Here is a 23,336-nt window from a genome sequence, read left to right on the forward strand (position 1 = left end):
GAAGTTAACTTTTAATAGACGAGTCTATTAAAGACCGCGCAAGACCCGAGGCGGCAGCCCTTCTTTAGCCACCTTCCCCCTAGCCTCCTCGAGCAGTTGCTTCCAGACCGGCAATGAAGTTTTAGCTCTCCCGGTGGCCCGGAGCACACTAATCAACATCTCAGCTGAAATATCAGACGGCTTTACTCGAGATAGCATGCTACCCACCCGATGAACATCGGAAGAGTCGAGTGCATCTTCTACATAATTGAACAGCTCATCCAGCGCCTCGCGAGTACGCTTACTTGCAGCCAACTGCTTGAACTTTGAATACCAACTTGAAGCTTTCAAATCAACACTATAGGTGCTGGTGGATGTCATGGAAGTTTCAGGAGTTTCATACTGAAAACTCCTTCTTACCCTTGACAACGATTCGGCAACATCAGCTAAAGCGAGTACGACTGAGGCCTCCATCGCAGCGCCCAACTGATATCGAAGCCCCGCATAAACCCCTGGCCCATTCGCAGGCCACGGAGCCGCGACTGGTAGGGTGTGCTGCTCAACCAGTAGGGCAGTCACCTTACCCAACATGCTGTTTGTCAGTACGTTAGACGGCGGCGTCGTCTCGGAATCATAAGGACTCTCTTCAAAGGTCCTATAATTCCCAAGAATATGCTGTTCTTCTAAAGAAAAAGTTCGTGCTCCGCAGTTCATACCGCCCCCTCCTGCGAAACAGCAATACTTCGAGCCAAGAGATGACTCAAAAGGTCGAGGACCTTTATTTCCTCCGGCACAGAGAACTGCTCAGTCGAGTTAAAGTCAAACTCAAAGCGAACCGCACTTTGCCCTGCAACGTCATACGCAACACCTTGATTATGATCAAGGTGCATAAACTTCATTGTAGCCACAGACCATTTGCCCATCTCATTGATTGGCAGGCCCTGAAATTCTTTTGGCCTATTAATCTGCAACTGAAACTCTTTCATATCAGCTTCAAAGGAAACGAAGGGGAGTAACTCCCTGAGTCCCTCGTAGCCCGCAGCGACATCGGGGACGAGGTGAAGCACAACGCCACCAAATGCTACGCGCCCGACCTTTTCGTCTGCGATTGCGCTGAGGAAAGGAATCAACCTTTCTCCCGCCATTTTAAAGGAGCCGCCATCAGGCATCGCCATGACTGCTTCTTGCATTGGGGCACTGTAGATAAGGTCAATTCGGCTTGGCTGAGAGACGACCGACAGCCGGCCTTCCTCCCAATCCACCTCTTCTGTGGTGGATCGCAGCTGCGGCCGATTGGTTACGGTTTCAGGCTCCATTCCAGTGAGCTCTTTCATGCTTTTGAAGCGCTCGACTGCCTCGTCCGCCAAACCAATAAAGGTGAACCGTAGAACCTCAACCTGCCATTCGCGTGCAGCCATCTTGGTCGCATCCCAGCCAAAAAAATTGCAGCCTCCATCGGCCGCGGGCGAATCGTATCAGCCCGCCTCTTGCCTCGCATAGAGGCAAACGGCCGGCTCTAAACCATACAGACCTTAAACTTGGCCCCCAGTCTGATTTTTTTCAAGAGGCCAAGATCAACATAGGCAGAAATTGAGCCCTGCTGAGCTTTGCAGCTCATTTCAGCGAACCCGACGAACTGGCGGCGCAGCCTTCTTCTCCTGCTCGTCGAGGTAGTCGGCCCAGGCCTGCATCATCTTGCGCCGCTCCTCGACATACTCCGCATGGTTGTAGGACCCACTGGTCTTGTCCGGGTCCGCGTGCGAGAGCTGCGAATCCACCCACTTCTGCTTGAACCCCATCTCATTCAGCGCCGTGGAGATCGTGCCGCGCAGGCCGTGCCCAGTGAGCTTGCCGTCCAGCCCCATCCGCTTGATCGCTTGGTTGATGGTGTTCTCGCTCATCATGACGTGCGGATCGTTCCGACCAGGAAACAGGAAGGGGTAACGCCCCGAGCGCTTCAGGCAGCGCTCCACGACCGCCATTGCCTGCGTGGAAAGCGGCACGATGTAGTCGGGCACATCCTCACCATCACGGCGCACCTTGCCCCGTAGCTGCTTCACGCGCGTGGGCGGCACGGTCCAGATGCCCGTGTCCAGGTTGAAGTCTCCCGGCCCGGCCTTGCGCAGCTCGATGGTGCGGACCGCCGTGTACAGCATCAGCCAGACGGCATCCTGGGTGACTGGACTGCCGCCGTAGTAACGCAGCTTGGCCAGCAGCTCGGGCAGGTCCTCGCCCTGGTGCGACAGGATAGGGTTGTGCCGCACCGGCGGCGCCTCGGCAGCGAGGATATCCAGGTCGGAGGCCGGGTTGTCTTCTCGCCACCCCTTGGCGATGCCATAGCGGCAGATCTGCCGCAGCCAGCTCCGGGCCTTCTCGGCGATGTTCAGGGCGCCACGCTCCTCGATGCGCGCGACCACGGCCACCAGGTCGCGCCGATGCACCTCAGCGAATGGCATCGCCCCGACGAATGGCAGGATGTCATTGTCCAGCACACGACGCGATTGAGCCCCACTCCCCTGTCGACTGTCGTCCGCCCAGCGCCCAGTTTTGAAGTCATGCCACTTGTCGGAAACAGACCTGAACGTCTCCACCTGGGCCTGCTTCGAGTCGGGGCGATGGGTACCGCGGGGGTCGATTCCGTTCGCCACCTTGGCGCGCGCTTCGTCGCGGCGACCTCGGGCATCCCTGAGCGACAGCTCGGGATAGGTGCCCAGCGACACGCGCTGCTGCTTGCCCTCCCAGCTGAAGCGGAAGTGCCACGCCTTGGTGCCTTTGACGGACACGAACAGGGAGAGGCCGTCGGCGTCGGTCAGGCTGTAATTCTTCTCGCGCGGCTTGGCTTGGCGGACTGCGGTATCGGTGAGGGGCATCTAGTACATCCTGTAAGGCCACACTGGGATGGACTAACTAATGTACTAAAAATTTGAGGCTGGAAGCGATTTAACGCGAATGGCACCGAAAGAACTTTCGGCTTGAAAGGCCCGTCGTTGCAGGGCTTTCGAACAATTCCGCATGACAGCGAAAGGAAGGAATGGTGCGGACGGAGAGACTCGAACTCTCACAGCTTGCGCCACCGGAACCTAAATCCGGCGTGTCTACCAATTTCACCACGTCCGCAGGGTACCGCAGAAACGAAAACGCCAGGCTCTGGGCCTGGCGCTTCGGAATATGGGGTGGACGATGGGAATCGAACCCACGACACCAGGAGCCACAATCCTGTGCTCTACCAACTGAGCTACGCCCACCATATTACATTTGCTTGTACCGAACGCCACATGGCGCACCCGGCAGGACTCGAACCTGCGACCATCCGCTTAGAAGGCGGATGCTCTATCCAGCTGAGCTACGGGCGCTTTAGTGGCGGCAACCCTTGCTAAGCAGACTCAGTGGAAACCACCGAATCGGTTGGCACCGCCTCTTTCGTGTTTCAGGCTGTGCTCGGCAAGCGGGGCGCATGTTATCGATGAGGCCATACCCCGTCAACAACTTTTTTAAAAAAAGTTCAAAGAGATAAAGGAGTTACGCCAAATCAGGGGCTCCCGCCTTTGCCTTATGGAGGCAGCGTGCGAAAATGCGCGCCTTCTTTTCTCCCGCCTTAATGGTTATCCCCCCGACATGACTGCAAAACTGATCGACGGCAAAGCGATCGCCGCCAGCCTCCGCCAGCAGATTGGCCAACGCGTCAATGAACGCCGCCAGCAAGGACTGCGCATCCCCGGCCTGGCTGTGATCCTGGTCGGTAGCGACCCCGCCTCTCAGGTCTATGTCGCGCACAAGCGCAAGGACTGTGAAGAGGTCGGCTTCCTCTCCCAGGCGTACGACCTCCCCGCCAGCACCACCCAGGAAGAACTGCTCGCGCTGATCGACCGCCTGAACGCCGACCCGGCCATCGACGGCATTCTGGTGCAGCTTCCCCTCCCCGCCCACCTCGATGCCTCGCAGCTGCTGGAGCGCATCAGCCCGGACAAGGACGTGGACGGCTTCCACCCCTTCAACATCGGCCGCCTGGCCCAGCGCATCCCGCTGCTGCGCCCCTGCACCCCGAAAGGCATCATGACCCTGCTGCAGAGCACCGGCGTCGACCTGTACGGCATGGACGCAGTGGTCGTGGGCGCATCGAACATCGTCGGTCGCCCCATGGCTCTGGAACTGCTGCTGGGCGGCTGCACCGTCACCGTGACCCACCGCTTCACCCGCGACCTCGCCGACCACGTACGCCGCGCCGACCTGGTCGTCGTCGCCGCCGGCAAGCCGGGCCTGGTCAAGGGCGAGTGGATCAAGGAAGGCGCCATCGTCATCGACGTGGGCATCAACCGCCAGGAAGACGGCAAGCTGGTGGGCGACGTGGAATATGACGTGGCTGCCGAGCGCGCCAGCTGGATTACCCCGGTCCCGGGCGGCGTCGGCCCGATGACCCGCGCCTGCCTGCTGGAAAACACCCTGTACGCCGCCGAGCACCTGCACACCTGACGGGTTTTCGACGAGCAAGAAAAAGGCCGCTGATCAGCGGCCTTTTTCATTTCCGGGTTGCGATTACTCGGCGAGACGCCAGGTAGTGCCGCCCTTGCCGTCTTCCAGCACCACGCCCAGGGCGGTCAGCTCGTCGCGGATGCGGTCGGATTCGGCCCAGTTCTTCGCCGCGCGGGCGTCCAGGCGAGCCTGGATCAGCGCTTCGACCTGTGCCGCATCGACCTTGCCAGCTGCGCCGGCCTGGAGGAATTCGTCAGCGTCCAGCTGCAGAACACCCAGCAGAGCCCCCAGTTCACGCACGCGCGCCGCCAGTGCAGCCGCTGCCGCCGAATCACTGTCGCGCAGGCGATTGACCTCGCGGACCATCTCGAACAGCACGGCGACCGCTTCAGGCGTGCCGAAATCGTCATCCATCGCGGCACCGAAACGCTCGACGAACTCCTCGCCACCCTGGGCAGCCACCTGCGGCAGGCCACGCAGCGCGGTGTAGAAACGCTCCAGCGCGCCCTTGGCTTCCTTCAGGTTGTCTTCGGAATAGTTGATCGGGCTGCGGTAGTGGCTGGAGACCAGCAGGAAGCGCACGACTTCCGGGTGGTATTTCTCCAGCACCTCGCGAATGGTGAAGAAGTTGCCAAGGGACTTGGACATCTTCTCGCCATCCACGCGCACCGCACCGGCGTGCATCCAGCTGGCCGCGTAGAGCTTGCCGGTAGCCGCCTCGCTCTGGGCGATCTCGTTCTCGTGGTGCGGGAACACCAGGTCCGGGCCACCGCCATGGATATCGAAGGTCTCGCCCAGGCAGCAGGTGGACATCACCGAGCACTCGATGTGCCAACCCGGACGCCCGGCGCCCCAGGGCGACTCCCAGCTCGGCTCGCCCGGCTTGGCGCCCTTCCAGAGCACGAAGTCCAGCGGGTCTTCCTTGGACTCGTCGACCTCGATCCGCGCACCGATGCGCAGGTCCTCGATCTTCTTGCGCGACAGCTTGCCATAGCCGGCGAACTTGCCGACCCGGTAGTAGACGTCGCCATTGCCCGGCGCGTAGGCGTAGCCCTTGTCGATCAAGGTCTGGATCATCTCGTGCATGCCGGCGATGTGACCGGTGGCGCGCGGCTCGATGTCCGGACGCAGGACCGACAGGCGCGCCTCGTCTTCATGCATCGCGGCGATCATGCGAGCGGTCAGGTCTTCGAACGATTCACCGTTCTCCTGGGCGCGACGGATGATCTTGTCGTCGATGTCGGTGATGTTGCGCACATAGGTCAGGTCATAGCCGCGATGGCGCAGCCAACGGGCAATGACGTCGAACGCCACCATCACGCGGGCATGGCCGATGTGGCAGAAGTCGTACACGGTCATGCCGCACACGTACATGCGCACCTGGTTGCCCACCAGCGGCTTGAAGCTGTCCTTGGTCTTGGACAGCGTGCTGTAGATCTGCAAGTCAGCCATCCCTTACTGCCCCCAGGAATCGCGCAGGGTCACGGTGCGGTTGAAGACCAGGGCGTCGGCCTTGGAGTCCTTGGCATCCGCGCAGAAGTAGCCCTCGCGTTCGAACTGGAAGCGATCCTCGGCAGTGGCGCTGGCCAGCGACGGCTCGGCGCGGCAGCCCTTGAGCACCACCAGGGAGTCCGGGTTGATGTTGTCGAGGAAGCTGCCGCCCTCTTCGGATTTCTCCGGATTGGCGGAACGGAACAGGCGGTCGTACAGGCGCACTTCGCACTCGACGCTCTCGGCGGCCGGCACCCAGTGGATCACGCCCTTGACCTTGCGGCCCTCGGGGTTCTTGCCCAGGGTGTTCTCGTCGTAGCTGCAACGCAGTTCGACGATGTTGCCAGCGGCGTCCTTGATGGCTTCGTCGGCACGAATCACGTAGCTGCCGCGCAGGCGCACTTCGCCACCCGGGATCAGGCGCTTGTAGCCGGCCGGCGGGACTTCCTCGAAGTCGCTGGCGTCGATGTAGATCTCGCGGCTGAACGGCAGCACGCGCACGCCCATGTCCTGCTTCGGATGGCGCGGCAGTTCGAGGTTCTCGACCTGGCCTTCCGGGTAGTTGGTGATGACCACCTTGAGCGGCTTGAGCACGCACATGGCGCGGCCGGCGTTGGCGTCGAGGTCGTCACGGATGGCGAACTCCAGCATGCCGATGTCCACCAGGCCACCGGCGCGGTTCACGCCGATCATGTCGCAGAAGGCACGGATCGACGCCGGGGTATAGCCGCGGCGGCGGTAGCCGGAGAGGGTCGACATGCGCGGGTCGTCCCAGCCATTCACGTGGTTCTCATCCACCAACTGCTTGAGCTTGCGCTTGCTGGTGATGGTGTAGTTCAGGTTCAGGCGCGCGAATTCGTACTGGCGCGGCTGCGCCGGGACCGGCAGGTTGGCCAGGAACCACTCGTACAGCGGGCGGTGATCCTCGAACTCCAGGGTGCAGATGGAGTGGGTGATGCCCTCGATGGCGTCCGACTGACCATGGGTGAAGTCGTAGCTGGGGTAGATGCACCACTTGTCGCCGGTCTGGTGGTGATGCGCATGACGGATGCGATAGAGGATCGGGTCGCGCAGGTTGATGTTCGGCGAGGCCATGTCGATCTTCGCGCGCAGCGAACGGGCGCCGTCCGGGAACTCGCCAGCCTTCATGCGGGCGAACAGGTCCAGGTTCTCTTCCACGGAGCGATCACGGAACGGGCTGTTCTTGCCCGGCTCGGTCAGCGAGCCGCGGTAGGCACGCATTTCCTCGGCGTTCAGGTCGCAGACGAAGGCCTTGCCGGCCTTGATCAGTTCCACCGCCCAGTCATGCAACTGGTCGAAATAATTGGACGCGTAGCGCACCTGGCCGGCCCACTCGAAGCCCAGCCACTTCACATCGGCCTCGATGGCGTCGATGTACTCCTGGTCTTCCTTCGCCGGGTTGGTGTCGTCGAAGCGCAGGTGGCAGTCACCGCCGAACTCCTTGGCCAGGCCAAAGTTCAGACAGATGGACTTGGCGTGACCGATATGCAGGTAGCCGTTGGGCTCCGGCGGGAAGCGGGTGACGATCTTCTGGTGCTTGCCACTGTCCAGGTCGGCCTGGACGATGGGGCGCAGGAAGTTGGCGGCAACAGTGGCTTCTTTCGTATCGGCGGTAGGCTTGCTCATGGTGTCCTTGATCATTCCGTCGTTCAGCCAGGGTAGGCCGGCCAAACCAAAGCGCTTATCATAGCCGAAGCTGTCAACCCCCTGACAGGCCTTCGATTTTTCCAAAGAGCGGAATTCCCTGATGACTACCACCGTCAAACTGCAGACCAACTTCGGCGACATCACCCTTGAACTCTTCGACGACAAGGCGCCGGAAACCGTGGCCAACTTCAAGGAGTACGTTAAGGCCGGCCATTACGACAACACCGTTTTCCACCGCGTGATCAACAACTTCATGATCCAGGGCGGCGGCTTCGAGCCGGGCATGAAGCAGAAGTCCACCCGCAAGTCGATCAAGAACGAAGCCAACAACGGCGTCGGCAACAAGATCGGCACCGTCGCCATGGCCCGTACCATGGAGCCGCATTCGGCCAGCGCGCAGTTCTTCATCAACGTCGCCGACAACGACTTCCTCAACCACAGCGCGCCGACCGTGCAGGGCTGGGGCTACTGCGTGTTCGGTGAAGTGAAGGACGGCATGGACGTGGTCAACAAGATCAAGACCGTCGCCACCACCATGCGCTCCGGCCACCAGGACGTACCGGCCGACGACGTGATCATCGAGAAAGCCGAAATCATCGGCGAGTGAGTCGATGAGCGTCCTGTTCATCTCGGACCTGCATCTCGAAGCGGAACGCCCGGACATCACCCGGGCGTTCTTGCATTTTCTCTCCGCCCGCGCTCGCACGGCCGAGGCGCTGTATATCCTTGGCGACTTCTTCGAAGCCTGGATCGGCGACGACGGCATGGACGAGTTCCAGCACTCCATCGCCCGCGCCCTGCGCGAACTGTCCGACAGCGGCACGCGCATCTACCTGATGCACGGCAACCGCGACTTCCTGATCGGCAAGGCCTTCTGCCGCGAAGCCGGGTGCACCCTGCTGCGCGACCCGAGCCTGATCGACCTGGGCGGCGAGAAGATACTGCTGATGCACGGCGACAGCCTGTGCACCCTCGACGTGACCTACATGAAGCTGCGCCGCTGGCTGCGCAACCCGCTGACGCTGTTCATCCTGCGCAACCTGCCGCTGGCCACCCGCCACAAGCTGGCGCGCAAGCTGCGCAAGGAAAGTCGTGCGCAGACCCGCATGAAGGCCAGCGAGATCGTCGACGTCACCCCGGCGGAAGTGGAGAAGATCATGCGCGACAAAGGCGTGCGCATCCTGATCCACGGCCACACCCACCGCCCCGCCGTCCACGAACTGGAGATCGACGGCCGCCCCGCGCGGCGCATCGTCCTCGGCGACTGGGATCGCCAGGGCTGGGCGCTGGAAGCCGACGAACAAGGCATGCGGCAGGCGCCCTTCTCTCTCTGATCGGCACGGCCACTCCGGTAGTGGCCTTCTGATGCCGACCGACCCGCACTATCAGACGTTTCCACTTGACCGACACTCGCGATCTTAAGCAGCATCGCCGGCTTGCTCACTCAAGGAAGAAACATGCTGATCTCCAAGGGAAATCTCATCAAATTCGGCGCCGCGCCCCTGGCGCTGGTCGCTGCCGGCTTCATCCTGTTCAACGGGGTCTTCTTCTATAACGAAGCGGGCTTCATGACCCATGTGCGGACCATCTTCGGCGACGAGAAGATCGTCGACGACGTGGGCTACGCCACTAAGTGGTTCGGCCGCGCCACCACCTGGAAGAAGGCCATCAGCGTGCAGTCCGTGCTGATCATGGACGACAACGACAACAACCCCGACAACGACGGGCTGGGCGCCACCATCGAAGCCTTCCCCATCGTCTTCCTCGGCAACGTCGACGCCAAGGTCGAGTCCTCCGCGCGCTTCCGCCTGCCCGGCGGCGACCAGTTCCTGAAGATGGCCCAGGAGTACCGCAACCCGGACAACTTCATCCGTACCGCGCTGGTTCCGGCGATCAAGGAAACCCTGCAGGCCACCGCCTCGCTGATGACCGCCGACGATTACTACGCCGGTGCCCGCAGCGAATTCGCCGCGGAGTTCGAGAACCAGCTCAACGACGGCCTGTACCTGATCAAGCGCAAGGAGGTCCGCGGCCCGCGCGGCGCCGTCCCGCACCAGACCGCGATCCTCCAGGCCGGCACCGAACAGGGCAGCTTCGGCGACAACAATGCCAGCCAGTTCGTGACCGAGAAGGTCACCGACGGCAAGGGCATCCCGGTGCGCAAGCAGCAGCAGTTCCGCAAGTTCGGCGTGGAAGTGGTGGAAGCGCGCATTACCAACGTCGACCCCAACCCGCAGTACAAGCAGCGCATGGTCAAGGTTCAGCAGGCTTTGGCCGAGCTGGCCGTAGCGCGCCAGAACCGCCTGAAGGAAGAGGAAGAGAAGCTGCTGGTCACCGCCCGCGGCGAGAAGGAAGTGGAAGCCAAGCGCCAGGAAACCCTGCGCGACCAGATCGAGCGCACCACCCAGGCGGAAACCGAGAAGCAGCTGGCAGTGATCAACGCCGAGCGCGAAAAGCAGCGTGCCGAGATCGAGAAGCAGACCGCCGAACTGCTGCGCGACAAGGCCACCGTCACCGCCCAGGCCACCAAGATTACCGCCGACGCCGAGGCCTATGCCCGCGAAGCGGTAATCAAGGCGGACGGCGCACTGCAACCCAAGCTGGACGCGCTGATCGCCATCAACAAGGTCTGGGCCGAGGCCGCCGCCCAGGCCCCCGTTCCCAGCGTGATGATGGCCGGCGGCCCGACCGGCGCCAGCAGCCGCCAGGACGAGATCGGCCAGTTGATGGGCGTTCTGGCGACCAAGGCCGCGCGCGACCTGGCGCTGGACCTCAAGGTCAAGGACTGAACCTGTAGGAGCGAGCTTGCTCGCGAACCAGCCCAGCGCCAGAGCTGCCGGAAACCTGTTCGCGAGCAAGCTCGCTCCTACGAAGAACCAAGAAAAAAGCGCCCGTCTGGGCGCTTTTTTCATTGCGGGGCGCGAGTCAGGCCGCCATCTCTGCCGGCACGCCGCTGTGGAAGCGGAATTCGCTGTCCGGCGACTGGATCAGGCCGGCCTCCACTTCGCGAATCTCCGCCACGCGGCGGTCGATGTCGGCGTCATCGCCGTAGCGGCGCGCCAGGCTCAGGTAGCCCTGGAAGTGCCGCGCCTCGGACTTGAGCAGCGAGCCGTAGAACTTCGCCAGGTCGGCATCCAGGTGATCCACCAACGCAGCGAAGCGCTCGCAGCTGCGGCATTCGATGAAGGCGCCAACGATCAGGGTATCCACCAGTTTCTGCGGCTCGTGGTTGCGCACCACGGCGCGCAGGCCGGAGGCGTAGCGGCCGGCGGAGATCGGCCGCAGCGGGATGCCGCGCTTCTTCAGGATCGCCAGCACCTGCTCGTGGTGGCGCAGCTCCTCGCGGGCCAGGCGCGACATGAAGTTCACCAGCTCCTCGTGGGCGCTGTACTTGGCGATCAGGGCCAGGGCCGTGCTGGCGGCCTTGAACTCGTTGTTCTTGTGGTCGATCAGCATGACCGCCTGATCCCGCAGCGCGGCTTCCACCCACGCATCCGGCGTGGCACAACCGAGGAATTCCCTGATTTCGGACAGCATCTTCTTGCTCCAGACGACTCAGCGCACCGGCGCCTGGCTGGCCGGTGCAATAAAGGCGGAGCATTATACGGGGGCCGCCGCACGGAACCAGCTTCCGGCGTTGATATGCCTCAACGTCATGAACGGGATATCCCGACTACAGTTGTTCCACATAAACAACGCGCACGAAGGGAGACGATCATGCAAGCCATCCGTAGCATCCTCGTAGTCGTGGACCCGGACCAGCCGGAAGGTCTCGCGCTGAAACGGGCCCGCCTGATCGCCAGCGTGACCCAGTCGCACCTGCACCTGCTGGCCTGCGAACGGCGCGCCGACTACAGCGCCAAACTCGAGGAAGTTGCCGAGGTACTGCGCCAGGAGGGTTTCAGCGCTTCCAGCCGCCAGGCCTGGAAGGACAACCTGCACCAGACCATCATCGCCGAGCAGCAGGCCGAAGGCTGTGGGCTGGTGATCAAGCAGCACAGCCCGGACAACCCGCTGAAGAAAGCCCTGCTCACCCCGGACGACTGGAAACTGCTGCGCTTCTGCCCGTCCCCGGTGCTGCTGGTGAAGACCAGCCTGCCCTGGGCTGGGCGTAACATCCTCGCCGCCGTGGACGTGGGCAACAACGACATCGAGCACCGCACCCTGCACGCCGGGATCGTCAGCCAGGCCTACGACATCGCCGGTCTCGCCCACGGCCAGCTGCACGTCATCAGCGCACATCCCTCGCCCATGCTCTCGGCCGCCGACCCGACCTTCCAGCTCAGCGAGACCATCGAGGCCAAGTACCGCGAGGCGTGCAAGGCGTTCCAGGCCGAATACGGCGTCGACGACCAGCACCTGCATATCGAAGAAGGCCCGGCGGACGTACTCATTCCGCGTGCGGCGCACAATCTCGACGCCGCGGTGACGGTAATCGGCAGCGTGGCGCGCACCGGATTCGCCGGCGCGCTGATCGGCAACACTGCGGAAGTGGTGCTGGATACGCTGGAAAGCGACATCCTGGTGCTCAAGCCGGACGACATCATCGCCCACCTGGAAGAAATCGCCGCCAAACCCTGACAGATGTGAGGAACAGGGTCTGTAGGAGCGAGCTTGCTCGCGAACCAGCACAGCGCTGGAGCTGCCGGAAACTCCGTTCGCGAGCAAGCTCGCTCCTACAAAAAGCCCACAAAAAAGCCGCCCATCAGGCGGCTTTTTCAATGCGGGGCGACGATCAGACGCGCGACTCCAACCCCTCGGCCAGGAAGCTCGGCGCGATATAGCGCTCGTAGTGCGCCTCGGAGAGGATGAAGAACTCCTTGTCGATGGCGTCGCGCAGGTCCGGCAGTGTCCAGCCGCGGAACTCCGGCAGCAGCGCCAGGCCGTAGGCTTCCACCTGGTTGATCATCCGCGAGCCGCGGGCGATCAGCTGGTAGGCCCAGCAATAGGGCGACTGCTCGGGCACGAAGCGGATCTGCCGCTGCTCCAGCTGGCTGCGCAGCAGCGGCGCATCGAAGACTTCCAGCTTGGCCATCATTACCTGCGCCAGCAGGATCTCCAGACGGCTCAGGACCGCCCGCTTCTCCTCGTCGCCGTAGCGGTTCCAGTTCACCACTTCGTGGTGGAAGCGCTTGCAGCCACGGCAGACCAGGTCGCCATAGACCGTCGAGCAGAGCCCGACACAGGGGGTTTTGATGCGTTGCGAAGACATGGCTGAACAGATAGCTGGCAAAGCGGGCATGTTAGCCCTTTGTCTAGGCAAGATCACCCTCGGGCGCCTCGCAATTCGGCTTACCAAGGCCCATTAATTCCATTAGAATGGCTGCGCCTTTTTGGCGTCATTGTCCGAAAGAAGCTGTTTTCAAAGCGTCACGAAGCACAGATTCCGGCAGCCGCGCGGTCTGGGCGCCTCCCTCAAGCGCCCAGTCCCTCACGTCCCAGGCCCCACCGGCGTAAAACTTTGAAAACAGCTTCTGCCCGGAGATCGCCGGTGCCGTCGTAGGTCAGTGGATTACCGTCCACCATGCCTGACGAATGGATCGGAGGGGTCTCCTGGATACGCGTCCTCCGGGACCACTGATGAGGGAAATACTGTGCTTGAAGCCTATCGCAAACACGTAGAAGAGCGTGCCGCCCAGGGCGTCGTGCCCCAGCCGCTGAACGCCGAACAGACCGCTGGTCTGGTCGAACTCCTGAAGAACCCGCCGGCCGGCGAAGAAGAATTTCTCCTCGACCTGATCACCAACCGCGTACCGCCGGGCGTGGACGAAGCCGCCTACGTCAAGGCCGGTTTCCTGTCCGCCGTCGCCAAGGGTGAAGCCACTTCCCCGCTGCTGACCAAGGCCCGCGCCCTCGAGCTGCTGGGCACCATGCAGGGTGGCTACAACATCACCACCATGGTCGAGCTGCTGGACAGCGCCGAGCTGGCCGAAGTCGCCGCCGCGCAACTGAAGCACACCCTGCTGATGTTCGACGCCTTCCACGACGTCGCCGAGCGCGCCAAGAAAGGCAACGCCGCCGCCAAGTCCGTGCTGCAGTCCTGGGCCGAAGGCGAGTGGTTCAAGGCCCGTCCGGCAGTCGCCGAGAAGCTGACCCTGACCGTGTTCAAGGTCCCCGGCGAAACCAACACCGACGACCTGTCCCCCGCTCCGGACGCCTGGTCGCGCCCTGACATCCCGCTGCACGCCCTGGCCATGCTGAAGATGGCCCGCGACGGCATCGAGCCGATCCAGCCGGGCTCCGTCGGTCCGCTGAAGCAGATCGAAGCCGTGAAGGCCAAGGGCTTCCCGGTTGCCTACGTCGGTGACGTGGTCGGTACCGGTTCTTCCCGCAAGTCCGCCACCAACTCGGTGCTGTGGTTCTTCGGCGACGACATCCCCTACGTGCCGAACAAGCGCGGCGGCGGTTTCTGCTTCGGCACCAAGATCGCCCCGATCTTCTACAACACCATGGAAGACGCCGGCGCCCTGCCGATCGAATTCGACTGCACCAACCTGGCCATGGGCGACGTCATCGACGTTTACCCGTACGAAGGCAAGGTCGTGCGTCATGACAGCGGCGAAGTGGTCACCACCTTCGAACTGAAGACCCCGGTCCTGCTGGACGAAGTCCGCGCCGGCGGCCGTATCCCGCTGATCGTTGGCCGTGGCCTGACCGAGAAGGCCCGCGCCGAGCTGGGTCTGCCTGCCTCCGACCTGTTCAAGAAGCCGGAAGCGCCGGCCGACAGCGGCAAGGGCTTCACCCTCGCCCAGAAGATGGTTGGCCGCGCCTGCGGTCTGGCCGAAGGCCAGGGCGTACGTCCGGGCACCTATTGCGAACCGAAGATGACCACCGTCGGTTCCCAGGACACCACCGGCCCGATGACCCGCGACGAGCTGAAAGACCTGGCTTGCCTGGGCTTCTCCGCCGACCTGGTGATGCAGTCCTTCTGCCACACCGCTGCCTATCCGAAGCCGATCGACGTCAAGACCCACCACACCCTGCCGGACTTCATCATGACCCGCGGCGGTGTCTCCCTGCGTCCGGGCGACGGCATCATCCACAGCTGGCTGAACCGCATGCTGCTGCCCGACACCGTCGGCACCGGCGGCGACTCGCACACCCGCTTCCCGATCGGCATCAGCTTCCCGGCCGGTTCCGGCCTGGTCGCCTTCGCCGCTGCCACCGGCGTCATGCCGCTGGACATGCCCGAATCGGTTCTGGTGCGCTTCAAGGGCCAGCTGCAACCGGGCATCACCCTGCGTGACCTGGTCCATGCCATCCCCTACTACGCGATCCAGGCTGGCCTGCTGACCGTCGAGAAGAAAGGCAAGAAGAACATCTTCTCCGGCCGCATTCTCGAGATCGAAGGTCTGAACGACCTGACCGTCGAGCAAGCCTTCGAGCTGTCCGACGCCTCCGCCGAGCGTTCGGCTGCCGGTTGCACCATCAAGCTGCCGGAAGAGGCCATCGCCGAGTACCTGAAGTCCAACATCACCCTGCTGCGCTGGATGATCGGCGAAGGCTACGGCGACGCCCGCACCCTGGAGCGCCGCGCGCAAGCGATGGAAGCCTGGCTGGCCAACCCGCAACTGCTGGAAGCCGACAAGGACGCCGAGTACGCCGCGGTCATCGAGATCGACCTGGCCGACGTCAAGGAGCCGGTACTCTGCGCTCCGAACGACCCGGACGACGCCCGCCTGCTGTCCAGCGTACAAGGCCGCAAGATCGATGAAGTCTTCATCGGCTCCTGCATGACCAACATCGGTCACTTCCGCGCTGCCGGCAAACTGCTGGACAAGGTCAAGGGTGGCATTCCGACCCGTCTGTGGCTGGCTCCGCCGACCAAGATGGACGCCCATCAGCTGACCGAGGAAGGCTACTACGGCATCTACGGCAAGGCTGGCGCGCGCATGGAAATGCCGGGCTGCTCGCTGTGCATGGGTAACCAGGCTCGCGTACAGACCGGTTCGACCGTGGTCTCCACCTCGACCCGCAACTTCCCGAACCGTCTGGGCGACGCCACCGACGTGTTCCTGGCATCCGCCGAGCTGGCCGCCGTTTCCTCGATCATCGGCAAGCTGCCGACCGTCGAGGAGTACATGGCCTACGCGAAGGACATCGACAGCATGTCTGCCGATATCTACCGCTACCTGAGCTTCGACCAGATCGCCGAGTTCCGAGAAGCTGCCGCCAACGCGAAGATCCCGGCCGTCCAGGTCTGAGTCTCCTAGCGTGATGAAAGCCCCGCCTCGTGCGGGGCTTTTCTTTTCCAGGCCCGAAATAGAGCGCTCCGGCCCCACCCTAACGATGGGCCTAATACTTATTGACCGGTTGCGCCGCTGGCCACCGGGTCTAAGGTGGACGACAGGCTCCTGCCGATATCCGTGCTCAGGTGCCCTTGTGGAACCCTCCAGAGGTGCGCTCCCTTCCTCTGCGCCCCGCCCTCCATGGCGGGGCTTCTTTTTTTCCGCGCCACCAGTGGCACAGCCCTTGCTCCACTTCTGACACCTGCGGTCCAACGGCGGATCGCCCCCACGACAATGGCGTCGCGCCTGCCTCCTGTGACAGCAGGTGGCGCGGCGCCTTTTTTTTGCGTTGAGAGTGCGTTCAGAGGTGGAGATGATCGACAGCACCAGCCCACTGCCGGACAGCCTGGCCTGGGTGGCCGGCTCCGATGCCCCGGAGAAGACAGCCCTTAACCTGGGCTTCATGGCCCTTACCGACTCCGCCTCGCTGGTGGTGGCCGCGACCCAGGGCTTCGGCCAGCCCTACGGCTTGACGCTCAACCTGCAGCGGCAGAACTCCTGGGCCGGGCTGCGCGATCGCCTGCTCAGCGGCGAGCTGGACGCGGCGCAAAGCCTCTACGGGCTCATCTACGACCTGCAACTGGGCCTGGGCGGCGCCCCGGCCACCGACATGGCCGTGCTCATGGGGCTGTGCCAGAACGGCCAGTCGATCAACCTCTCCGCACCACTGATGCGCGACGGCGTGACCTCTGCCGGGGCACTGCAGAGCCACGTGCGCCAGAACGGTGCGCCACTCACCCTGGCCCACACCTTCCCCACCGGCACCCATGCGATGTGGCTCTACTACTGGCTGGCCAGCCACGGCATCCACCCCCTGCAGGACGTTCGCAGCCTGGTGGTGCCGCCAGCGCAGATGGTCGAGCACCTCAAGGCCGGGCGCATCGACGGCTTCTGCGCCGGCGGCCCCTGGGGCGCCCTGGCAGTGGACGAAGGCATGGGCTTTACCCTCGCCACCAGCCAGCAGATCTGGCCGGACCACCCGGAAAAGGTGCTGGGCACCACCCGCGCCTTCGTCGAGCAATACCCCAACACCGCCCGCGCCCTGGTCATGAGCATCCTCGACGCCAGCCGCTTCATCGAAGCCAGCCAGGACAATCTGCGTAGCGCCGCCCAATTGATCAGCAGCGAGGACTACATCGACGCCCCGCTCGCCAGCATCGAGCCGCGCCTGCTCGGCCGCTATGAGGACGGCCTGGGTCACGCCTGGCAGGACGCGCATCCGCTGCGCTTCTTCAATGAAGGCCAGGCCACCTATCCCTGGCTCTCCGACGGGCTGTGGTTCATGACCCAGTTCCGCCGCTGGGGCCTGTTGCGCGAAGACGTCGATTACCTCGGCATCGCCCGCCAGGTCCAGCAACTCGAGCTCTACCGCGAAGCCGCCAGCGCCGTCGGTGTCCCTGTGCCGGACACCGAGATGCGCGCCTCGACCCTGATCGACGGCCGCCTCTGGAACGGCAGCGACCCGGCTGGCTACGCCCGCAGCTTCGAGCTGAATGCCCTGGCGGAGCGAGGTTGAGCATGCTGCGCGTCCTGCTGATCAACGACACCCCGAAAAAGGTCGGGCGCCTCAAGGCTGCCCTGGTGGAAAGCGGCTTCGAAGTCATCGACGAATCCGGTCTCACGGTCGACCTGGCGCAACGGGTCGAGGCCCTGCATCCGGATGTGATCCTCATCGACACCGAGTCCCCCGGCCGCGACGTGATGGAGCAGGTAGTGCTGGTCAGCCGCGACCAGCCGCGCCCCATCGTCATGTTCACCGACGAGCACGACCCGCAGGTGATGCGCCAGGCCATCCGCTCCGGGGTCAGTGCCTACATCGTCGAGGGCATCCAGGCTGAGCGCCTGCAACCGATCCTCGATGTCGCCATGGCCCGTTTCGAGAGCGACCAGGCCCTGCGCGCCCAACTGCAGGCCCGCGAGCAGCAACTGGCGGAGCGCAAGCGCATCGAACTGGCCAAGGGGCTGCTGATGAAGATGAAGGGTTGCGCCGAGGAGGAGGCCTACACCCTGATGCGCCGCCAGGCCATGGGCCGCCAACAGAAGCTTTCTCAGGTGGCGGAACAGATCATCGCCATGCACGAAATGCTCGGCCACTGAGACCGGCCATCTGCCAGCGACGGCAAGGCGCGATCATTTCGCCAGCCGCCAAGCTGGCCCCTGCCCTCCCGGCAACGTCCTATGCTGCGCCCGTCCGGCTTCAAGGCCGGGCCCCAGGAGCGTCATCGGCAGGGTTCGATGGCGCATCGCAGTGGCCGCCGCCGGCTAGGCACCTCGGCGCCCACCCGACCTCGCCGCCTGCGCGGCTCAGCAAGGGCAAGCCCATGATCGACCTCACCACCTGGAACCTCAGCGTTCCCACCGATCCCCGCCCCACCGAAGTCAGCACCGAACAGATCGCCCGGGGCTACCAGAGCCGCTACTTCCAGCGCGGCGGCAGCCAGGTGGTGTTCTGGGTGCCCGTCACCGGCTCGCACACCTCCGACAGCGTCTACCCGCGCAGTGAACTGCGCGAGACCACCACCGCCGGCGAAGTCTCCAACTGGTACTACAGCCAAGGCGACAACGAGCTACGAGTGACCATGAGCGTCCAGCAGGTGCCGTCGAAGAACAAGATCATCATCGGCCAGATCCACAGCCGCTCGCCCTACACCGGCAACGGCGAGCCGCTGGTCAAGCTGCAGTACCACTACCTGCCCACCCTGGAGACCGGCCGCCTGGAAGCCCTGGTGCGCAACCACCCCGACGACAGCGCCAGCATCAATGTGCCGCTGATCGACAACATCGCCCTGGACCAGACCTTCAACTACAGCCTGCGCGTCACCTCGGTGGGCAATCTGGCGATCCGCGTGGAGACCTCCGACGGCCGGGCCAACTACTACCGCAAGATCCTCAGCACCACCTGGTCCAAGCAACTGCTCTACTTCAAGGCCGGGGCCTACATCAACGATAACTACGGCGACAACAGCGAAGGCGCGCGGGTGACCGTCTTCCACCTGAACTCGGCGCACCGCTGATTCGCCATTCACTCGCCTGATGAGGCGCGGGGCGGACGGACTGCGCGTAGAATACGCGGCACTTCCGCACGACCCGCTGCCCTGTCACCGAGACCACCATGGCCCGCCTGAAACTGGAATTCCCCGAAGAACTCTTCATCTACGAAACCAAGCTCACCGTCCGCGTCACCGACATCAACGGTGCCAACCACCTGGGCAACGACTCGATGATCTCGATGATCTCCGAGGCCCGCGCACGCTTCCTGTTCGACTACGGCATCCGCGAGACCGGCATCATCGTCACCGACCTCGCCACCACCTACCGCGCCGAAGCCCACGCCCGCGACCAGCTGCTGTTCGAGGTCGGCGTGATGGACTTCAACAAGTACGGCGGCGACATCATTTTCCGCATCACCCGCCCAGCCGACCAAACCCAGGTAGCCATGGCCAAGTCGGGCTTCGTGTTCTTCGACTACCAGGCCGGCAAGGTCGTACCGATCCCCGAGGCCTTCCGCGACACCTTCCCCAACGTCAACTGGGTCGCCTGAGCGGCAAGCGAAGCGGCAGCACGCTATACCTCTGGAGTCGTACCCATCAGCCTCCAGAGGAGTTTCCAGCATGCCGTCCTTCCTTCGGCTGGGCGCGCTGTCCAGCTGTCTGTGCCTGCCCTTCCTTCCACTGTTCCCCAATGCCCATGCGGCAGATACCGATCCGGTCCAGCGCGGCCGCTATCTGGTGCAAGTCGCCGGTTGCAACGACTGCCACACCGCGGGCTACATCCTCGCCCCGGACAAGGTCCCCGAAAGCACCTGGCTCACTGGCGACCAGCTCGGCTGGAGCGGCCCCTGGGGCACCACCTACGCCAGCAGCCTGCGCCTGGCCATGCAGGCCTATGACGAAGAGCAATGGCTGGCCATAGCGCGCCAGGCCAACTTCCGCCCGCCCATGCCGTCCCACACGCTGCGAATCATGGACGAAGCCGACCTGCGCGGGATCTATCGCTACGTTCGCCACCTCGGCGCCGCCGGCAACCGGGCTCCCGATTACGTGCCGCCCGGCGGTACGCCCAAGGGCCCGGTGGTGGTCTTCCCGTCCCCGCCAGCCCCCTGAATCGCCCCAACGGGGAGCACGGCAACAGCGCGTGCGCCCCGTTGTGGCTCAGCCAGCAACCCGTTGCACCGCCCAACTCATTGAACCAGAAGGTTTTTCACTGTTGGCCCGCGCCTTGCTCTGCACAAGGCGATGGTAATCAACGGCGATTACCCGACTTCGACAAAGGCGTCGCATCCACACCCGCGCAGTGCGGTGGGTGGAGCGACGCCTTTTTCGTTTGCCCCGGCGCAGGGGCACAGGACCTTCTCGAACCCGGCGGCTGCCACGTGGCGCACGACCGGGCTCCTCTACCGTTGCTGATGAGGTGTTCGATGAACACGAGTTTCTGGAAAGCCGGCCATGCGCCGACCCTGTTTGCCGCCTTCCTGTATTTCGACCTGAGCTTCATGGTCTGGTACGTCCTCGGCCCGCTGGCGGTGCAGATCGCCACCGACCTGCAACTGACCACCCAGCAGCGAGCGCTGATGGTCGCCACGCCGATCCTCTCCGGCGCCATCCTGCGCTTCCTCATGGGCCTGCTGGCCGATCGCTGGTCGCCCAAGGCCGCCGGCATCCTCGGCCAGATAATCGTCATCTGCGCGCTGTTCGGCGCCTGGCGGCTGGGCATCCACAGCCTGGAGCAGGCGATGATCCTTGGCGTGCTGCTGGGCATGGCCGGCGCCTCCTTCGCCGTGGCGCTGCCGCTGGCCTCGCAGTGGTACCCGCCGCAGCACCAGGGCAAGGCCATGGGCATCGCCGGCGCCGGCAACTCCGGCACCGTGCTGACCGCGCTGTTCGCACCGGCCATCGCTGCCGCCTTCGGCTGGCAGAACGTCTTCGGCTTCGCGCTGATCCCGCTGCTGGCGACCCTGGTGGTGTTCGCCCTGCTCGCCCGCAATGCGCCGGAGCGGCCGCCGGCCAAATCCCTGGGGGATTACCTGAAGGCCCTGGGCGATCGCGACAGCTGGTGGTTCATGTTCTTCTACAGCGTGACCTTCGGCGGCTTCCTCGGCCTGGCCAGCACCCTGCCCGGCTACTTCCACGACCAGTACGGCCTGGACCCGGTGAAAGCCGGCTACTACACCGCGGCCTGCGTCTTTGCCGGCAGCCTGATGCGCCCACTGGGCGGCGCCCTGGCCGACCGCATCGGCGGCATCCGCAGCCTGCTGGTGATGTACACCGTCGCCTCGATCTGCATTGCCGCCGTGGGCTTCCACCTGCCCAGCGCGGTGGCGGCGCTGAGCCTCTTCGTGGTCGCCATGCTCAGCCTCGGCGCGGGCAACGGCGCGGTGTTCCAGCTGGTGCCGCAACGCTTCCGCCAGACCATCGGCGTGATGACCGGCCTGATCGGCATGGCCGGCGGCATCGGCGGCTTCTGCCTGACGGCGGGCCTGGGCGCGATCAAGCAGGCTACGGGTGACTACCAGATCGGCCTCTGGCTGTTCGCCAGCCTCGGCGTATTGGCCTGGTTCGGCCTGCACGCGGTGAAAGCCCGCTGGCGCACCACCTGGGGCAGCGCCGCCGTTACCGCGGCGCGGGTTTAAGCCATGGCAAATCGCAGTTGTAGGAGCGGGCCATGCGCGCGAATCGCGGGCATGGCCCGCTCCTACAGGGAGAAACCATGAGCCTGACCCTGAGCTTCGCCCAGGCCAGCGCCACCGGCCCGCGCGACGAGAACCAGGATGCCCTGCGGGTGGTTACCCCGCCCGCCGGGCTGGCCGCCAGCAAGGGGCACCTGTTTGCCATCGCCGACGGCGTCAGCCATTGCGCCGACGGCGGCCTGGCCGCGCGGCTGAGCCTGCAGGCGCTGGCCGCCGACTACTACGCCACCCCCGAGACCTGGGCCGTCGCCCAGGCCCTCGACCGCCTGCTGATCTCGCAGAACCGCTGGCTGCAGGCCAACGGCGGCGGCCAGCCGCTGCTCACCACCCTCACTGCGCTGGTCTTGCGTGGCCGGCGCTATACCCTCGCCCATGTCGGCGACTGCCGGCTCTATCGCTGGCACGCAGGTGTCCTGGATTGCCTGACCCAGGACCACGTCTGGGAACAGCCCGGTATGCAGCACGTACTCAAGCGCGCGCTGGGCCTCGACCAGCATCTGGTGGTGGACTACTGCGACGGCGAGCTGGAAGCCGGACAGTGCTTCCTGCTGGTCAGCGACGGCATCTGGGCCACCCTGGGCGACAGCGCCATCCAGCGCCTGCTGGAGGACGCACAGAGCCTGCAGGCCTGCGCCGACGCACTGGTCAGCGCCGCCCACCTGGCAGGCAGCCAGGACAACGCCAGCGCCCTGCTCCTGCAGGTGGACGAACTGCCACCCGCGAGCCTCGGCGACGCCCTCGCCCAACTCGACCACTGGCCCGCGCCGCCTACCCTGCGGGGCGAACAGGAATTCGAGGGCTGGCAGGTCGAAGGCAAGCTGGCCCAGTCCCGCCAGTCGCTGATCTACCGCGTACGCGACCGACAGAATCGCCCCTGGCTGCTCAAGACCCTGCCACCAGCGCTGCGCGATTCTCCGGAAGCCGCCCAGGCGCTGCTGCTGGAGGAATGGTTCCTGCGCCGGGTGCAGGGCCGCTACTTCCCCGAACTGCACAGCCTGCCGCAGCGCCAGCACCTCTATTACGTAATGCGTGAGTACCCGGGGCAGACGCTGGACGAGCAGCTGAAACTCAACGGCCCGCCGAACCTGCCCGACTGGCTGGACCTCGCCCAGCGCCTGTTGCGCGGCCTGGGCCAGTTGCACCGGCGCAACATCCTGCACCGCGACATCAAGCCGGAAAACCTGCACTGGGCCGACGACGGCGAACTGCGCCTGCTGGACTTCGGCCTCGCCTACTGCCCCGGATTGTCGCAGGAAGACCCGCACGACCTGCCCGGCACCCCGAGCTATCTGGCGCCGGAATCCTTCCAGGGCGCGCCACCGGATGCCCGCCAGGACCTCTACGCCGCCGGTGTCACGCTGTATCGACTGCTCTGCGGTCATTATCCCTATGGCGAGATCGAAGCCTTCCAGCATCCGCGTTTCGGCGCGGCTGCCCCGGCCAGCCGCTATCGCCCGGACGTACCGGCCTGGCTCGACGACTGGCTGGCAAAGCTGATCGCCGCCCAGCCGCAGCAACGCTTCGAAACCGCCGAGGAATGCCTGCTGGCCCTGGAACAAGGCGAACGGCAGGCCCCGGCGCGCCCGCGCCCACTCCTGGAGCGCGAACCGCTGCGGGTCTGGCGCGGCATCGCCCTGGCCTCCCTGGCCAGCAACCTGGGGCTGCTGCTCTGGCTGTTGCACCAGGGCTGAGGCGCGCACCAGATCGGCTCAGAACGCATCACCGCAGTGCAGCAAAAACGGTGATTCATCGGG

At 64.2% G+C, this 23,336-nt stretch carries 20 protein-coding genes and 3 tRNA genes; 13 read left to right on the plus strand and 10 right to left on the minus strand.

Going from position 1 to position 23,336, the window contains the following annotated elements; genetic code table 11:
* Nucleotides 1-27: 27 nt before the first annotated feature.
* From UB43_RS29490 to UB43_RS03655, 6 genes are all read right to left on the minus strand, one after another.
* Nucleotides 28-693 carry a hypothetical protein gene (locus tag UB43_RS29490; RefSeq protein ID WP_156160331.1) on the minus strand — a complete coding sequence of 222 codons (666 nt, stop codon included), beginning with the start codon at nt 691-693 and terminating at the stop codon, nt 28-30.
* Nucleotides 690-1,397 (minus strand): hypothetical protein, encoded by a 708-nt coding sequence (locus UB43_RS03635; protein ID WP_045208478.1) that lies wholly within the window; start codon nt 1,395-1,397, stop codon nt 690-692. The genes UB43_RS29490 and UB43_RS03635 overlap by 4 nt, the downstream gene beginning before the upstream one ends.
* A 201-nt stretch (nt 1,398-1,598) precedes the next feature.
* Nucleotides 1,599-2,849, minus strand: a complete 1,251-nt coding sequence (locus tag UB43_RS03640) for an integrase arm-type DNA-binding domain-containing protein (RefSeq protein ID WP_045208479.1) — start codon at nt 2,847-2,849, stop codon at nt 1,599-1,601.
* A gap of 162 nt (nt 2,850-3,011) precedes the next feature.
* Nucleotides 3,012-3,096 (minus strand) — tRNA-Leu (locus UB43_RS03645).
* A 52-nt stretch (nt 3,097-3,148) separates the two neighbouring features.
* Nucleotides 3,149-3,224 (minus strand) — tRNA-His (locus UB43_RS03650).
* Between the two features lie 31 nt (nt 3,225-3,255).
* A tRNA-Arg gene (locus UB43_RS03655) sits at nt 3,256-3,332 on the minus strand.
* 262 nt (nt 3,333-3,594) lie between these two features.
* On the opposite strand from UB43_RS03655, the gene folD reads away from it, so the two are divergent.
* Entirely contained in the window at nt 3,595-4,449 is an 855-nt protein-coding gene (gene folD / locus UB43_RS03660) for a bifunctional methylenetetrahydrofolate dehydrogenase/methenyltetrahydrofolate cyclohydrolase FolD (protein WP_045208481.1), read from the plus strand.
* A gap of 63 nt (nt 4,450-4,512) precedes the next feature.
* Here the strand turns inward: folD and cysS are convergent, their stop codons facing one another.
* The gene (gene cysS / locus UB43_RS03665) at nt 4,513-5,901 is read right to left on the minus strand and encodes a cysteine--tRNA ligase (RefSeq protein ID WP_045208482.1); all 1,389 of its coding nucleotides are present in this window, start codon (nt 5,899-5,901) and stop codon (nt 4,513-4,515) included.
* 3 nt (nt 5,902-5,904) lie between these two features.
* On the minus strand, nt 5,905-7,587 hold the full coding sequence (locus tag UB43_RS03670) for a glutamine--tRNA ligase/YqeY domain fusion protein (RefSeq protein WP_045208928.1): 1,683 nt from the start codon (nt 7,585-7,587) through the stop codon (nt 5,905-5,907).
* A gap of 121 nt (nt 7,588-7,708) precedes the next feature.
* On the opposite strand from UB43_RS03670, the gene UB43_RS03675 reads away from it, so the two are divergent.
* The 3 genes from UB43_RS03675 (at nt 7,709) to UB43_RS03685 (ending at nt 10,397) form a co-directional block, all read left to right on the plus strand.
* A complete protein-coding gene (locus UB43_RS03675) occupies nt 7,709-8,215 on the plus strand; it encodes a peptidylprolyl isomerase (protein WP_024765728.1) in 507 nt (168 codons plus the stop codon).
* Nucleotides 8,216-8,219: 4 nt separating this feature from the next.
* Nucleotides 8,220-8,942 (plus strand): UDP-2,3-diacylglucosamine diphosphatase, encoded by a 723-nt coding sequence (lpxH, locus tag UB43_RS03680; protein WP_045208486.1) that lies wholly within the window; start codon nt 8,220-8,222, stop codon nt 8,940-8,942.
* 123 nt (nt 8,943-9,065) lie between these two features.
* Nucleotides 9,066-10,397, plus strand: a complete 1,332-nt coding sequence (locus UB43_RS03685) for an SPFH domain-containing protein (RefSeq protein ID WP_045208488.1) — start codon at nt 9,066-9,068, stop codon at nt 10,395-10,397.
* Nucleotides 10,398-10,533: 136 nt separating this feature from the next.
* On the opposite strand, the gene UB43_RS03690 is transcribed toward UB43_RS03685, so the two are convergent.
* Nucleotides 10,534-11,145, minus strand: a complete 612-nt coding sequence (locus UB43_RS03690) for a tRNA-(ms[2]io[6]A)-hydroxylase (RefSeq protein ID WP_045208490.1) — start codon at nt 11,143-11,145, stop codon at nt 10,534-10,536.
* Between the two features lie 180 nt (nt 11,146-11,325).
* Here UB43_RS03690 and UB43_RS03695 point away from each other — a divergent pair, with 180 nt between their 5' ends.
* Nucleotides 11,326-12,189, plus strand: coding sequence for a universal stress protein (locus UB43_RS03695; RefSeq protein WP_045208493.1), 864 nt, complete (start codon nt 11,326-11,328; stop codon nt 12,187-12,189).
* Between the two features lie 154 nt (nt 12,190-12,343).
* On the opposite strand, the gene UB43_RS03700 is transcribed toward UB43_RS03695, so the two are convergent.
* Nucleotides 12,344-12,820, minus strand: coding sequence for a DUF1289 domain-containing protein (locus UB43_RS03700; RefSeq protein WP_045208496.1), 477 nt, complete (start codon nt 12,818-12,820; stop codon nt 12,344-12,346).
* Between the two features lie 382 nt (nt 12,821-13,202).
* On the opposite strand from UB43_RS03700, the gene acnB reads away from it, so the two are divergent.
* The 8 genes from acnB (at nt 13,203) to UB43_RS03740 (ending at nt 23,273) form a co-directional block, all read left to right on the plus strand.
* Complete coding sequence (gene acnB, locus UB43_RS03705; RefSeq protein WP_045208498.1) at nt 13,203-15,812, plus strand: bifunctional aconitate hydratase 2/2-methylisocitrate dehydratase; 2,610 nt, start codon at nt 13,203-13,205, stop codon at nt 15,810-15,812.
* Between the two features lie 397 nt (nt 15,813-16,209).
* Nucleotides 16,210-17,412: a CmpA/NrtA family ABC transporter substrate-binding protein gene (locus UB43_RS03710; protein ID WP_045208501.1), complete on the plus strand. Its 1,203-nt coding sequence runs from the start codon at nt 16,210-16,212 to the stop codon at nt 17,410-17,412.
* Nucleotides 17,413-17,414: 2 nt separating this feature from the next.
* On the plus strand, nt 17,415-17,993 hold the full coding sequence (locus UB43_RS03715; protein WP_045208503.1) for an ANTAR domain-containing response regulator: 579 nt from the start codon (nt 17,415-17,417) through the stop codon (nt 17,991-17,993).
* Nucleotides 17,994-18,217: 224 nt separating this feature from the next.
* Complete coding sequence (locus UB43_RS03720; protein ID WP_045208506.1) at nt 18,218-18,910, plus strand: polysaccharide lyase family 7 protein; 693 nt, start codon at nt 18,218-18,220, stop codon at nt 18,908-18,910.
* Nucleotides 18,911-19,008: 98 nt separating this feature from the next.
* The gene (locus UB43_RS03725) at nt 19,009-19,437 is read left to right on the plus strand and encodes a thioesterase family protein (protein ID WP_045208508.1); all 429 of its coding nucleotides are present in this window, start codon (nt 19,009-19,011) and stop codon (nt 19,435-19,437) included.
* Nucleotides 19,438-19,507: 70 nt separating this feature from the next.
* Nucleotides 19,508-19,999 (plus strand): hypothetical protein, encoded by a 492-nt coding sequence (locus tag UB43_RS03730; protein WP_052969501.1) that lies wholly within the window; start codon nt 19,508-19,510, stop codon nt 19,997-19,999.
* Nucleotides 20,000-20,313: 314 nt separating this feature from the next.
* Nucleotides 20,314-21,525: a NarK/NasA family nitrate transporter gene (locus UB43_RS03735; protein ID WP_045208510.1), complete on the plus strand. Its 1,212-nt coding sequence runs from the start codon at nt 20,314-20,316 to the stop codon at nt 21,523-21,525.
* A 77-nt stretch (nt 21,526-21,602) separates the two neighbouring features.
* Nucleotides 21,603-23,273, plus strand: coding sequence for a bifunctional protein-serine/threonine kinase/phosphatase (locus tag UB43_RS03740; RefSeq protein WP_045208512.1), 1,671 nt, complete (start codon nt 21,603-21,605; stop codon nt 23,271-23,273).
* Nucleotides 23,274-23,336 lie beyond the last annotated feature (63 nt).

Source organism: Pseudomonas sp. 21 (assembly GCF_000955805.1).
GTDB lineage: Bacteria > Pseudomonadota > Gammaproteobacteria > Pseudomonadales > Pseudomonadaceae > Pseudomonas.